At 72.5% G+C, this 12321-nt stretch carries 14 protein-coding genes; 6 read left to right on the top strand and 8 right to left on the bottom strand.

Translation table 11 applies throughout. The features are described 5' to 3' along the window. The coding region (locus tag AB0O29_RS04260; RefSeq protein ID WP_365145817.1) for a glycerophosphodiester phosphodiesterase family protein at positions 1-418 on the bottom strand (418 nt) is incomplete at its 3' end. A 119-nt stretch (positions 419-537) separates the two neighbouring features. Here AB0O29_RS04260 and AB0O29_RS04265 point away from each other — a divergent pair. Continuing rightward, positions 538-1104 carry a hypothetical protein gene (locus AB0O29_RS04265; RefSeq protein ID WP_365145820.1) on the top strand — a complete coding sequence of 189 codons (567 nt, stop codon included), beginning with the start codon at positions 538-540 and terminating at the stop codon, positions 1102-1104. 48 nt (positions 1105-1152) lie between these two features. On the opposite strand, the gene AB0O29_RS04270 is transcribed toward AB0O29_RS04265, so the two are convergent. Beyond that, on the bottom strand, positions 1153-2817 hold the full coding sequence (locus AB0O29_RS04270) for a fumarate hydratase (RefSeq protein WP_365145823.1): 1665 nt from the start codon (positions 2815-2817) through the stop codon (positions 1153-1155). Between the two features lie 148 nt (positions 2818-2965). On the opposite strand from AB0O29_RS04270, the gene AB0O29_RS04275 reads away from it, so the two are divergent. Next, the gene (locus tag AB0O29_RS04275; RefSeq protein ID WP_365145826.1) at positions 2966-3655 is read left to right on the top strand and encodes a DUF1707 domain-containing protein; all 690 of its coding nucleotides are present in this window, start codon (positions 2966-2968) and stop codon (positions 3653-3655) included. 165 nt (positions 3656-3820) lie between these two features. Continuing rightward, positions 3821-4195, top strand: a complete 375-nt coding sequence (locus tag AB0O29_RS04280) for a WhiB family transcriptional regulator (RefSeq protein ID WP_365146053.1) — start codon at positions 3821-3823, stop codon at positions 4193-4195. A gap of 87 nt (positions 4196-4282) precedes the next feature. Here the strand turns inward: AB0O29_RS04280 and glpX are convergent, their stop codons facing one another. Beyond that, on the bottom strand, positions 4283-5314 hold the full coding sequence (gene glpX, locus AB0O29_RS04285; RefSeq protein WP_365145829.1) for a class II fructose-bisphosphatase: 1032 nt from the start codon (positions 5312-5314) through the stop codon (positions 4283-4285). A 225-nt stretch (positions 5315-5539) separates the two neighbouring features. Here glpX and AB0O29_RS04290 point away from each other — a divergent pair, with 225 nt between their 5' ends. Beyond that, positions 5540-6058, top strand: coding sequence for a DUF4245 domain-containing protein (locus AB0O29_RS04290; RefSeq protein ID WP_365146056.1), 519 nt, complete (start codon positions 5540-5542; stop codon positions 6056-6058). A gap of 153 nt (positions 6059-6211) precedes the next feature. Here the strand turns inward: AB0O29_RS04290 and AB0O29_RS04295 are convergent, their stop codons facing one another. From AB0O29_RS04295 to AB0O29_RS04310, 4 genes are all read right to left on the bottom strand, one after another. Beyond that, entirely contained in the window at positions 6212-6799 is a 588-nt protein-coding gene (locus AB0O29_RS04295) for a malonic semialdehyde reductase (protein WP_365145832.1), read from the bottom strand. 98 nt (positions 6800-6897) lie between these two features. After that, the gene (locus tag AB0O29_RS04300) at positions 6898-7137 is read right to left on the bottom strand and encodes an exodeoxyribonuclease VII small subunit (protein ID WP_365145835.1); all 240 of its coding nucleotides are present in this window, start codon (positions 7135-7137) and stop codon (positions 6898-6900) included. Between the two features lie 52 nt (positions 7138-7189). After that, positions 7190-8431, bottom strand: a complete 1242-nt coding sequence (xseA, locus tag AB0O29_RS04305) for an exodeoxyribonuclease VII large subunit (RefSeq protein ID WP_365145838.1) — start codon at positions 8429-8431, stop codon at positions 7190-7192. 33 nt (positions 8432-8464) lie between these two features. Beyond that, positions 8465-9838, bottom strand: a complete 1374-nt coding sequence (locus tag AB0O29_RS04310; RefSeq protein WP_365145841.1) for an APC family permease — start codon at positions 9836-9838, stop codon at positions 8465-8467. Between the two features lie 86 nt (positions 9839-9924). Between AB0O29_RS04310 and AB0O29_RS04315 the strand changes: the two genes are divergently transcribed. Both AB0O29_RS04315 and ppgK read left to right on the top strand, forming a co-directional pair. Beyond that, positions 9925-10932 (top strand): 4-hydroxy-3-methylbut-2-enyl diphosphate reductase, encoded by a 1008-nt coding sequence (locus AB0O29_RS04315; protein WP_365145844.1) that lies wholly within the window; start codon positions 9925-9927, stop codon positions 10930-10932. Between the two features lie 32 nt (positions 10933-10964). After that, entirely contained in the window at positions 10965-11714 is a 750-nt protein-coding gene (gene ppgK, locus AB0O29_RS04320) for a polyphosphate--glucose phosphotransferase (protein ID WP_365145847.1), read from the top strand. Positions 11715-11739: 25 nt separating this feature from the next. On the opposite strand, the gene AB0O29_RS04325 is transcribed toward ppgK, so the two are convergent. After that, positions 11740-12303, bottom strand: coding sequence for a DUF6542 domain-containing protein (locus tag AB0O29_RS04325; RefSeq protein WP_365145850.1), 564 nt, complete (start codon positions 12301-12303; stop codon positions 11740-11742). Between the last annotated feature and the right edge of the window lie 18 nt (positions 12304-12321).

A 12321-nucleotide genomic window follows, 5' to 3' on the forward strand; every position in this document is an offset into this window, starting at 1 on the left:
GCACCAGCTCGGCCTCCAGCCGCCCGCCCGCACGCGTGGGGTGCTTGGTCTCCACGGCCAGCCCCACCGGCCGGTCGGCCGCCAGGGCCTCCTTGAGCAGGTCCTCGAAGAGCAGCACCCGCGCACCCCGGTGCTCGGCACCCTTCCAGCCGCCGAAGTCGAACGCGGCCAGCTCCTCGTACGTCAGCTCGGAGACCACCCCGCGCCCGTCGGAGGTCCGCTCCACGGTCCGGTCGTGCACGCACACCAGCCGCCCGTCGGCACTCAGCCGCACGTCGCACTCCAGGGCGTCGGCCCCGTCGGCGATGGCCTGCCGGTAGGCCCCGACGGTGTGCTCGGGATACTCATGGGAGGCCCCCCGATGCGCGACCACGCGGACGGCGCGGGCGGTGTCGGGGTGGGGGATCGTCGCTGCCATACGGGAATCCTTGCGAACCGGGATGAACGGCCGGGTACGGGCCGCCGCCCCCGACGTTAACCCGGCTGACCACGTCTCCCTCCAGGGGCAGGCCGCATGGCAAACCATACGATCACGGCATGTTGAAAGCCCGTTCCTCCTTGGAAGCGCACCTGTACATGGACCTGCACCCGTGCGAGTGCGGGGGCAGTGGCGGCTTCGAGCGTCGGCGCCATCTGGAGCAGCAGGGCGAGGACCTCGTGACCGTGTACGAGGGGACGTGCCGTGCCTGTCTGCGGGACAGGCGCTTCGCCTTCGTGATGGACGAGGAGATCCCGCCCCCGCCGCCCGCCTACGGCGGGGACAGGCCGTCCGAGATCATCGATCCGGGTGAGTTCGCGGAGGTCGCGAGCCGTTACGGCAACTGGGCTTCGCTCGGGGCGCTGAACGCTCCCGAGTCCGAGCGTCACAAGTACCGGGGGGCCATGCTGACGGCGCTGGCGGCCGAGGAGGAGGTGCTCAAGTTCGTTCCGGAAGGTCAGGACGCGGTGCCCGCCTCCGCCTTCACGTCCGAGCGGGGCAGGGCCCTCTACGAGAGGGATCCGGACAAGTTCAGCCGGGACCTGCTTGAGTTCGACATCGAGGTCTCACAAAGGGCCCTCGCCGCGATGGAGAGCGAGCCGCCCGAAGCCGCCGACGGGCAGTGACGGACGAAGAGGGGACCGCACCGATACCGGTGCGGGCCCCTCTCGCCGCTACAGGCCCGGGCCGCGGACCGGGATGTGGGTGAACGTCGGCTCCGGGGCCGGGTTCTGGAAGAAGTCGTTGCCCTTGTCGTCCACGACGATGAAGGCCGGGAAGTCCTCGACCTCGATCTTCCAGACCGCCTCCATGCCGAGCTCCTCGTACTCCAGGACCTCGACCTTCTTGATGCAGTCCTGCGCCAGGCGCGCCGCCGGGCCGCCGATGGAGCCGAGGTAGAAGCCGCCGTGCGCGCCGCACGCGTCGGTCACCTGCTGGGAGCGGTTGCCCTTGGCCAGCATCACCTTGGAGCCGCCCGCCGCCTGGAACTGCTCGACGTAGGAGTCCATGCGGCCGGCCGTGGTCGGGCCGAAGGAGCCGGAGGCGTAGCCCTCGGGGGTCTTGGCCGGGCCGGCGTAGTACACCGGGTGGTCCTTGAGGTACTGCGGCATGCCCTCGCCCGCGTCCAGCCGCTCCTTGATCTTGGCGTGCGCGATGTCGCGGGCCACGACCAGGGGTCCGGTGAGGCTGAGGCGGGTCTTGACCGGGTGGGCGGTCAGGGTCGCCAGGATGTCGTCCATCGGCCGGTTCAGGTCGATGCGGACCACGTCGGCCGACTCGTCGAGGTGCTCGTCCGTGGTCTCCGGCAGGAAGCGGGCCGGGTCGGTCTCCAGCTGCTCCAGGAAGACGCCCTCGGCGGTGATCTTCGCGACGGCCTGGCGGTCGGCGGAGCAGGAGACCGCGATGGCGACGGGGAGGGAGGCGCCGTGGCGCGGGAGGCGGACGACGCGGACGTCGTGGCAGAAGTACTTGCCGCCGAACTGGGCGCCGATGCCGATCTTCTGGGTCAGCTCGAAGACCTGCTGCTCCAGCGCCTCGTCGCGGAAGCCGTGGCCCAGCGCGGAACCCTCGCGGGGGAGCTCGTCCAGGTAGTGGGCGGAGGCGTACTTGGCGGTCTTGAGGGCGTGCTCGGCGGAGGTGCCGCCGACGACGATCGCCAGGTGGTACGGCGGGCAGGCCGCCGTGCCGAGCGAACGGATCTTCTCCTCCAGGAACTTCATCATGGAGGCCTCGTTGAGGACCGCCTTGGTCTCCTGGTAGAGGAAGGACTTGTTGGCCGAGCCGCCGCCCTTGGCCATGAAGAGGAACTTGTACGCGCCGCCGTCGGTCGCGTAGAGCTCGATCTGCGCGGGCAGGTTCGAGCCGGTGTTCTTCTCCTCCCACATGGTCAGCGGGGCCATCTGCGAGTAGCGCAGGTTCAGCCGGGTGTAGGCGTCGTAGATGCCGCGCGAGAGGGCCGCCTCGTCCCCGCCCTCGGTCAGCACGTTCTGGCCGCGCTTGCCCATGACGATCGCCGTGCCCGTGTCCTGGCACATCGGCAGCACGCCGGCCGCCGCGATGTTGGCGTTCTTCAGCAGGTCGAGGGCGACGAACTTGTCGTTCGCGCTCGCCTCCGGGTCGTCGATGATGCGGCGCAGCTGCGCGAGGTGCGCGGGGCGCAGGAAGTGCTGGATGTCGTGGATGGCCTCCTCGGCGAGCTTGCGCAGCGCCTCCGGCTCGACCTTGAGGAACGTACGCCCGTCGGCCTCGAAGGTCGAGACGCCCTCGGAGGTCACCAGCCGGTAGGGGGTGGTGTCCTCGCCCAAGGGCAGCAGGTCGGTGTACGCGAACTCCGGCATGGTGGCCAATCCTCACTCGGCAGACAGCGCTGACGCCCGATTTGGCAGCGCGGCTATCCAGCGTAGAACCTCCCGGCGCCGGCTCGTCTGTGAGGTAAGGCTCACCGGCCAGTATCGCGATCTATCGTGTCTCGCTATGCTGGCTGACGTGGACCTGGAAAAGCACCCCGCCGCCCCTGCCCCCGCGCCCGCTCCCGCGGCGCCCGCCGCCGCCCCGGCCCCGGCCGCCGGCGGGCTGCGCGCCTCCGACGCCGACCGGGACCGGATCGCGCAGATCCTCTCCGACGCCCTCGCGGAGGGCCGGCTGACCGCCGAGGAGCACTCCGAGCGCCTGGACGTCCTCTACGCGGTCAAGACGGTGGGGGAGCTGGAGGTGCTCGTCCGGGACCTCCCGGCGGGCGCCGCCGCCCACCGGGCGGCCGCCCCGGCCCCGGCCTCCGCGGCCGCCGGCCCGGTCGAGTCGGTGGTGGCGGTGTGCAGCAGCTCCGCCCGCAAGGGCCGCTGGCGTCCGGGGGCGCACACCCGCGCGGTGTCCGTCCTGGGCGACATCACCATCGACCTCACCGAGGCCGTCTTCGAGCAGCAGGTCACCGAGTTCAACGTGGTCTCGGTCCTCGGCAACGTGGAGATCCTGGTCCCGGAGAACGTCACCCTGCGCGGCTACGGCAGCGGGGTCCTCGGCAACTTCGAGGTGCGCGGCGAGGGCGCGGCCGCCGACCCCCAGGCGCCGGTCGTGATCGTCCGCGGCTTCGCCCTGCTCGGCAACATCGAGGCCCGCCCCAAGCTCGGCGCCCGCCTGGTCGACCTCGCCGACCGGCTCCGCAAGCGGCTCGGCTGACCGGCCGCCGGGCCGGGCGCGGGTGGACGGGTTTCGGACGAACCGCGTCCGGCCCGCCGTCACCGGTGCATAGGGGGAGGCGCAGCGGGTAGGGACAGGTGCATCGTCTCTCGCTCGCGTATACGTCGTCAGGAGTAGACCGTGCCGCATCCGCCGCATCAGTCCCTGCAGGCCGCCGCCGTCCAGAGCCTTCAGACGCGCCCGGCCGCCGTGCCGAAGCCGCGGGTGCCGGCGAGGGAAGAGGAGGAGGGGCCCTGGCACACGGAGGCGGTGTGCCGCAGGGACGAGGCGGGGCTCTTCTTCGCGCCGTCCAAGGAGCCGACCGCGGCCCGGCTGGCCCGCGAGGAGGCCGCCAAGCGGGTCTGCGCGCGCTGTCCCGTGATGGTCGCCTGCCGGGAGCACGCCCTGCTGCAGCCCGAGCCCTACGGGGTCTGGGGCGGGCTCACCGCCGCCGAGCGGCGGGTGGTGCTGGGCCGCCGGCGGCGCCGTGCCGCCGAGCTGCTGCCCGGCGCGGCCGAACAGGTCGCCGCGGCGGGCTGACCCGTACCGGACACGGCCGAGGGGCGGCCCCCCGCACGGGGACCGCCCCTCGGGCGTGTCTGTGGCGTCATCGGCCGCCGGCCGCTCCTACTGGGCGCGGCCCAGGGAGATGCCGCTGTAGGCGCGCAGCTTCGACAGCCGGTGCGTCGAGTCGATCTGCCGGATCGTGCCCGACTTCGAGCGCATGACCAGCGAGGACGTGGTCGCGGTCTCCGAGCGGTAGTGGACGCCGCGCAGCAGCTCGCCGTCCGTGATGCCGGTGGCGACGAAGAAGACGTTCTCGCCGGACACCAGGTCGTTGGTGGTCAGGACGCGGTCCAGGTCGTGGCCGGCGTCGATGGCCTTCTGGCGCTCGGCCTCGTCCTTGGGCCAGAGCTTGCCCTGGATGACGCCGCCGAGGCACTTTATGGCGCAGGCCGAGATGATGCCCTCGGGGGTGCCGCCGATGCCCATGAGCAGGTCGACGCCGGTGCCCTCGCGGACGGCCATGACCGAGCCGGCGACGTCGCCGTCGGAGATGAACTTGATGCGGGCGCCGGTCTCGCGGATCTCCTTGACGATGCCCTCGTGGCGGGGGCGGTCCAGGATGACGACCGTGACGTCCTCGGGGGCGATGCTCTTGGCCTTGGCGACCCGGCGGATGTTGACCGAGACGGGGGCGTTGATGTCGACGAAGTCGGCGGCCTCGGGGCCGGTGACCAGCTTGTCCATGTAGAAGACCGCGGACGGGTCGAACATGGTGCCGCGGTCGGCGGCGGCCAGGACGGCGATGGCGTTCGGCATGCCCTTGGCGTTCAGGGTCGTGCCGTCGATCGGGTCGACGGCGATGTCGACCTCGGCGCCGGTGCCGTCACCGACGCGTTCGCCGTTGAAGAGCATCGGGGCTTCGTCCTTCTCCCCCTCGCCGATGACGACGACGCCGTTCATCGAGACGGTGGAGATCAGGGTCCGCATCGCGTTGACCGCGGCGCCGTCGGCGCCGATCTTGTCGCCACGGCCGACCCACCGGCCCGCGGCGAGTGCCGCAGCCTCGGTGACCCGTACGAGTTCCAGGGCGAGGTTGCGGTCGGGCGAGTCGGGGGCTACTTCGAGCTGGGGCGGCAGGTTGTGCTCGGTCATCGGAGCGCACCTTTCTGTACGACGACGGCCGGAGTGTGAGGGTGTTCGAACTCTATCGGTTCGTCGACATATTGAGCAGAGCGGGTCACTTATGAGCGGATTATCGGTCAGGTCGCCCGGCTGAGCGGACACCGTACGTCCCGCGCGCCGTGCGCCCCCCGCCGCCACGCCGACCCCCGGCGGTGATCGCCGCCCGGCATGCGGGACGATGGTGGGGTGGCAGGTATGAAAGGCAAGCAGACGGTCTGGGACATGGTCCGGTCGCTGGCGGTGATCGGCGTCGTGGTGGCGGGCATCTACATGTTCATCCCGCACGACGACAAAGCCGACCCGACGCGCACGGTCGACTACCGGGTGGAGACCCTGACGGCCCGGCGCGCGGCCCCGTACCCGGTGGCGGCCCCCGTGGGCCTGCCGGAGCAGTGGCGGGCGACGTCGGTGACCTTCGAGCGCAAGAACGCCAACGCCTGGCACCTGGGCTTCCTGGACCCGGAGAAGCAGTACGTGGCGATCGAGCAGTCCACGGACGCCTCGAAGAAGAACCTGGAGAAGCTCACCCAGAAGGCCGCGCCCACCGGGCAGACCCAGCAGGTCGGCGACCGCGCCTGGGAGCGCTGGGACGGCGAGAAGTACGACGCCCTCGTCCGCCAGGACCAGGGCTACGTCACCGTCGTCACCGGCACGGGCTCCTTCGAGCAGCTGGGCACGATGGCGGCGGCGCTGGAGTTCAAGCAGGGGAGCTGAGCCCCGCCGGCTGAGCCCCGCCGGCTGAGCCCCGCCGGCGCCCCGCGCCGGACCCGACGTACGCGAAAGGCCGCCCGCCCCGGGGAAACGGGGCGGGCGGCCTTTTCACGCGTGTCCGCAGGGCCGTTGCCGGGCCCGTGGCCGGGCCGTGGCTCAGACGGTGGTGATGACCTCGTCGTAGGACAGGCGCGGCGAGCGGGGGTGGAAGGCGTCCTCGCCGGGCTTGCCGATGTTGACGACCATCAGCGCGGAGTGGTCGCCGTCGAGGAACTCCTTGCTGATGCCCTCGAGGTCGGCGCCGGTCATCGGGCCGGCGGCCAGGCCCGCGGCGCGGACGCCCACGATGAAGTAGGCGGCCTGCAGCATGGCGTTGCGGCCGGCGAAGGCCTCGCGGGCCGGGCGCTCGGTGAAGAAGCCCTTGACCTGCGGGTAGTGCGGCAGGAGGGTGTCGAAGTCCTCGTGGAACTCGTTGTCCGCGGCGAGGATCGCGACCAGCGGGGCGGCGGCCGTCTTGGCCTTGTTGCCGTCCGACATCAGGTTCACCAGGCGCTCGCGGGCCTCGGCCGAGCGGACCAGGGTGATGCGCAGCGGCGTGCCGTTGAACGCGGTCGGGCCGTACTTCACCAGGTCGTAGATGGCCTGGACCTGCTCGTCGGTCACCGGCTCGTCGGAGAACGAGTTGGCGGTGCGGGCCTCGCGGAACAGCAGGTCCTGGGCAGCGGCGTCGAGCACGAGAGACATCGGTAAGCCTTCTTCTGTACGGAGGTGAAGCGGTATGTCCCGACTGTAGGACAAAAGTAGATGAAATTTCAACTACTTTCCCTCGCGGGTGATCCGGATCACTCCTCGCGGCCGCCCCCGTCGCCGACCTCCGCCGCCTCCCGGGCCGCCAGCGCCGAGTCCAGCCGGGCGCGGGCCCCCTCCAGCCAGTGCCGGCACACCGTCGCCAGTTCCTCGCCGCGCTCCCAGAGCGCGAGCGACTCCTCCAGCGAGGTGCCGCCGGCCTCCAGCCTGCGGACGACCTCGACGAGCTCGTCGCGCGCCTGCTCGTAACCCAGCGCGGTATCGGTCTCAGACATTCCCGTGTCCCATCGTAGATGTGCGTTACAGCGATTTCGTTGCCGGAACGTGTCAGTCCGTACGCTCTGCACCGGTTCCCGAGCGGGCCTCCAGCACGGTCACCGCGAACTCGCCCCCGGCCACCCGCGCCCGCAGCTCCTCGCCCGGCGCGGCCTCCCCGGGCGCCCGCACCACATGCCCGTCCGCCCGCTGGAGCACCGCGTACCCGCGCTCCAGGGTCGCCGCCGGCGACAGCGCCACCACCCGGGCCCGGGTGTGCTCCAGCTCCGACTCCGCCCGGTCCAGCAGGTGCCCGAGCGTGCGCCGGCTGCGGGCCAGCAGGGCCTCCAGCTCGTCCACCCGGGTCTCCACCATCCGCTGCGGATGGACGAACACCGGCCGCGCCAGCGCGTGCGCCAGCCCCCGCTCCTCCCGCTCCAGCAGCCCCCGCAGCGCCCGCAGCCCCCGGCCCTGGAGCTGGCGCACCCGCTCCAGCTCCTCACCGACGTCCGGCACCACCTTCTTCGCCGCGTCCGTCGGCGTCGAGGCCCGCAGGTCCGCCACCAGGTCCAGCAGCGGGGAGTCCGGCTCGTGCCCGATCGCCGAGACCACCGGCGTACGGGCGGCGGCGACCGTACGCACGACCTCCTCGTCCGAGAACGGCAGCAGGTCCTCCACACTGCCGCCGCCCCGCGCCACGATGATCACGTCGACCTCGTCCAGGGCGTCCAGCTCCTTGACCGCCCGCACCACCTGCGGCACCGCGTGCACCCCCTGCACGGCCACGTTGCGCACCTCGAAGCGCACCGCCGGCCAGCGCCGCCGCGCGTTCTCCAGCACGTCCCGCTCGGCCGCCGAGGCCCGCCCCACCACCAGGCCGATCAGCTGCGGCAGGAACGGCAGCGGCTTCTTGCGCTCCAGCGCGAACAGCCCCTCCGACGCCAGCGACCGCTTGAGCCGCTCCAGCCGCGCCAGCAGCTCCCCGATGCCGACGGGCCGTATCTCCGTGACCCGCAGCGACAGCTGCCCGCGCGGGGCGTACCACTCCGGCTTCGCCAGGACGACGACCCGCGCCCCCTCCGAGACCACGTCCGCGACCTCGTCGAAGACCTGGCGGAAACACGTCACGCCGACGGAGACGTCGTGCGACGGGTCGCGCAGCGTCAGGAACACCACCCCCGCCCCCGGCCGCCGGGACAGCTGCGTGATCTGCCCCTCCACCCACACCTGGCCCAGCCGGTCGATCCAGCCCCCGATGAGCCGGGACACCTGGCCGACCGGCAGCGGCGCTTCCGCCGACGTATTGAGACCCATGCAAGGAGGCTAACCGGCGCCGCTGACAGGGGCTCAGGCCCCGGGCACGGTGTCGGGGCCCCGCCGCCCCCGCTGGAAGAACAGCACCCCCAGCCCCACCGCCAGCCACACCGCCCCCACCGCCTGCGCCGTCGGGGACGCCTCCACGATCACCGCGACCGTCACCGCCGCCCCCAGCACCGGCGCCACCAGGTGCCTGCCCCAGCTCGGCCGGCCCTCCGTGCGCCGCACCACGAACCAGCCCACCACCGACGCGTGCAACAGGGTGAACGCCACCAGCGCCCCCACGTCCACCACCGAGACCAGATGGTCCAGCCCGTCGTCCCGCCGGGCCGCCCACACCGCCGCCACCAGCGTCACCGCCGCCGCCACCAGCAGCGCCGCCCTCGGCGTACCCCCCGAGGTCCGGGCCAGCACCCGGGGCAGCCGCCCCTCCCGGGCCATCGCGAACAGCAGCCGGCCCGCCGCGGCCTGACCCGCCAGCGCCGCGAACGCCGCCCCCACCGCCTTGCTCACCGCCACCAGATCGTGCAGCCAGCCCCCCACCGACGCCTCGACCGCCGTATAGAACGCCGGCCCCTGCCGCGCCGGATCCGCCGCCAGCTCCGCCGCCGGGAAGGGGGCGAGCAGCGCCGCCAGATAGGTCTGCGCCACGAACAGCACCCCCGTCAGCCCCAGGCAGAACAGCACCGCCCGGGCCACCCGCGCACCGCCCCCCGTCACCTCCTCCGCGAACGAGGCGATCGCGTCGAAGCCCAGGTACGACAGCACCGCCACCGACACCGCCCCCAGCACCGCCGCCGTCGAGAACCCCAGCGAACCGTCACCCGTCAGCGGCGAGAGCCACCCGCGCCGCGCCCCGTCCCGGACCAGGACCGTCACCGCCGACACCAGGAACACCAGCAGCACCACGATCTCCATCGCCAGCACCGCGAACCCCACCCGCGCGGCCGCCCGCACCCCCCACAGGTTCAGCAGGGTCGTCACCACCACCGCGAGGGCCGTCCACACCCACCGCGACACCTCCGGCACCAGCGCGTTCATCGCGATCCCCGAGAACAGGTACGCCACGGCCGGGATCAGCAGGTAGTCGAGCGCCGCCATCCAGCCCGCGATCATCCCCGGCCCCTCGCCCAGCCCCTTGCGGGCGTAGGTGAACACCGACCCCGCCTGCGGGGCCACCCGCACCATCTGCGCGTACGAGAACGCCGTGAACCCCATCGCCACCGTCGCGACCAGGTAGACCAGCGCGACCGCCCCGTGCGACTTCGCGTCCAGCGTGCCGAAGACCCCGACCGGGGCCATGGGCGCGATGAACAGCAGCCCGTAGACCACCAGGTCCCGGAAGCCCAGGCTCCGCCGCAGCGCGGGGGGCGCGGCCGTACCGGGATCCACAGCGGCTGCCATCGTTCCTCCGGGGGGCGGTGAGGACGGACGTTCGACCCAGTCTCTGCCGGACGGGGGACCTCCGGCCTCCTGGAGCCCCCCGTACGATGGAGCGTATGACTGCCCCCGCACCCGCCTCCCGCCGCGTCCTGCTCGCCGCCCCCCGCGGTTACTGCGCGGGAGTGGACCGCGCCGTGATCGCCGTCGAGCAGGCGCTCGAACAGTACGGCGCCCCGGTCTACGTCCGCCACGAGATCGTGCACAACAAGTACGTCGTCCAGACGCTGCAGAAGAAGGGCGCCGTCTTCGTCGAGAAGACGGAGGAGGTCCCCCCGGGCAACATCGTCATGTTCTCCGCGCACGGCGTGGCCCCCGTGGTGCACGAGGAGGCGGCGCGCGGCCGGCTCGCGACGATCGACGCGACCTGCCCGCTGGTCACCAAGGTCCACAAGGAAGCGATCCGCTACGCGAACGAGGACTTCGACATCCTCCTCATCGGCCACGAGGGCCACGAGGAGGTCATCGGCACCTCCGGCGAGGCCCCCGACCACATCACCATCGTCGACGGCCCGGACGACGTGGCCAACGTCGAGGTCCGCGACGAGTCCAAGGTCGTCTGGCTCTCCCAGACCACCCTCTCCGTCGACGAGACGATGGAGACGGTCGACGCCCTGAAGACCAAGTTCCCGCTGCTCGTCTCCCCGCCCAGCGACGACATCTGCTACGCCACCTCCAACCGCCAGGCCGCGGTCAAGGCGATGGGCGCCGACGCCGACCTGGTCGTCGTCGTCGGCTCCAAGAACTCCTCGAACTCCATCCGCCTCGTCGAGGTCGCCCTCGACGCCGGCGCCCGCGCCGCCCACCTCGTCGACTTCGCCAGCGAGATCGACGAGGCCTGGCTGGAGGGCGTCACCACCGTCGGCCTGACCTCGGGCGCCTCCGTGCCGGAGGTCCTCGTCGAAGAGGTGCTGGAGTGGCTGGCCGTGCGCGGCTTCGCCGACGTGGAGATCGTCAAGACGGCCGAGGAGTCCATCGTCTTCTCGCTGCCCAAGGAGCTGCGCCGCGACCTGCGCGCCGAAGCCGCCGAACTGGTGGCCGGAGCCTCCGACGAGTAGCCCCCGCGGCGGCCCCTTCGTACGGTGAGTCCATGCAGATCTTCGGTGTGGACATCGGCGGTACGGGGATCAAGGGCGCTCCCGTGGACCTGGACCGCGGCGAGCCGGCGCAGGAGCGCCACAAGGTACTGACACCACATCCGGCCACCCCCGAGGGGGTGGCCGGAGGCGTCGAGGAGGTCGTCCGCCACTTCTCCTGGGACGGGCCGGTCGGCGTCACCTTCCCCGGGGTGGTCACCCACGGGGTGACCCGGACCGCCGCCAACGTCGACAAGGCCTGGATCGGCCTCGACGCGGCCGCCCTGCTGACCGAACGGCTCGGCGGCCGCCAGGTCACCGTCCTCAACGACGCCGACGCGGCCGGCATCGCGGAGATGACGTACGGGGCCGGGCGCGGGGTCCCCGGCACGGTCATCCTGCTCACCCTGGGCACCGGCATCGGCAGCGCCCTCTTCCGCGACGGCCGGCTCGTGCCCAACACCGAGCTCGGCCACCTGGAGCTCAAGGGCCACGACGCGGAGACCCGGGCCTCGGTGAAGGCCAAGGAGGACGGGGACCTCAGCTGGGAGCACTGGGCGCGCCGCCTGGACAAGTACCTGGCGCACGTGGAGATGCTCTTCTCCCCGGACCTCTTCATCCTCGGCGGCGGCGTCAGCCGCAAGGCGGAGAAGTTCGTCCCGCTGCTGAAGGACATCCGGGCGCAGATCGTCCCCGCGAAGCTCCAGAACAACGCGGGCATCGTCGGCGCGGCGATGGCGGCACGGGACGGATTCACCCGCTGAAGCCCCGGCTGAGGCCTCTGACGCCTCAGTAGGCGGCGCTGCTCCGGCCGGCGCTCCGGCTCCTGCCCCCGCCGGTCCCGCCACCGGTCCCGGTCCCGGTACCGGCGCCCGTCCCGGCGCCGGTCCGCCGGGCCGCGGCGGCCCGGCGGCGCCCGCTCAGCGCGGCCCGCCGCACCAGCGAGATCAGCCCCGCCACCAGCGTCCCCGCGTACAGCCAGCCGGCGTGCAGGGACAGCGCCGACACCACCCCCATCAGCTCCCCGCCGAAACCGCCGGAGCCGCCCGACACGGGCCACACCCCGGCGGCGAAGGCGATCGGCACGCACACCGGCGCGGTGATCAGGTCGGCCGGCCGCACCCACAGCGCGGTCGCGGCGGCCACGGGCAGGAAGAGCAGCCCGTACGCGAACAGGGAGGAGTCGAACAGCAGCCAGCACACCCCGGCGACCAGCAGCATCGCCGCACAGGCGAACAGCCCGCCGCCGAGCCCGGTCAGCCGGGGCCGCGGCAGCCGCCGGGCGGCCGCCGCGGGGGGCCGGGGGCGCCGCCCCGCCTGGGCGGGCACCTGCGGGTGACGTACCGAACGCATCCTGTATCGCTCCACCCC

Source organism: Streptomyces sp. NPDC089915 (genome assembly GCF_040684675.1).
In the GTDB taxonomy this organism is placed as follows: domain Bacteria; phylum Actinomycetota; class Actinomycetes; order Streptomycetales; family Streptomycetaceae; genus Streptomyces.

Bases quoted from the DNA above. Each gene is read 5' to 3' on its own strand.
- AB0O29_RS04265 (WP_365145820.1), top strand. From the start codon at position 538: ATGTTGAAAGCCCGTTCCTCCTTGGAAGCGCACCTGTACATGGACCTG.
- AB0O29_RS04270 (WP_365145823.1), bottom strand. From the start codon at position 2,817: ATGCCGGAGTTCGCGTACACCGACCTGCTGCCCTTGGGCGAGGACACC.
- glpX (WP_365145829.1), bottom strand. From the start codon at position 5,314: ATGACCGAGCACAACCTGCCGCCCCAGCTCGAAGTAGCCCCCGACTCG.
- AB0O29_RS04290 (WP_365146056.1), top strand. From the start codon at position 5,540: ATGAAAGGCAAGCAGACGGTCTGGGACATGGTCCGGTCGCTGGCGGTG.
- AB0O29_RS04295 (WP_365145832.1), bottom strand. From the start codon at position 6,799: ATGTCTCTCGTGCTCGACGCCGCTGCCCAGGACCTGCTGTTCCGCGAG.
- AB0O29_RS04300 (WP_365145835.1), bottom strand. From the start codon at position 7,137: ATGTCTGAGACCGATACCGCGCTGGGTTACGAGCAGGCGCGCGACGAG.
- xseA (WP_365145838.1), bottom strand. From the start codon at position 8,431: ATGGGTCTCAATACGTCGGCGGAAGCGCCGCTGCCGGTCGGCCAGGTG.
- AB0O29_RS04310 (WP_365145841.1), bottom strand. From the start codon at position 9,838: ATGGCAGCCGCTGTGGATCCCGGTACGGCCGCGCCCCCCGCGCTGCGG.
- AB0O29_RS04315 (WP_365145844.1), top strand. From the start codon at position 9,925: ATGGAGCGTATGACTGCCCCCGCACCCGCCTCCCGCCGCGTCCTGCTC.
- ppgK (WP_365145847.1), top strand. From the start codon at position 10,965: ATGCAGATCTTCGGTGTGGACATCGGCGGTACGGGGATCAAGGGCGCT.
- AB0O29_RS04325 (WP_365145850.1), bottom strand. From the start codon at position 12,303: ATGCGTTCGGTACGTCACCCGCAGGTGCCCGCCCAGGCGGGGCGGCGC.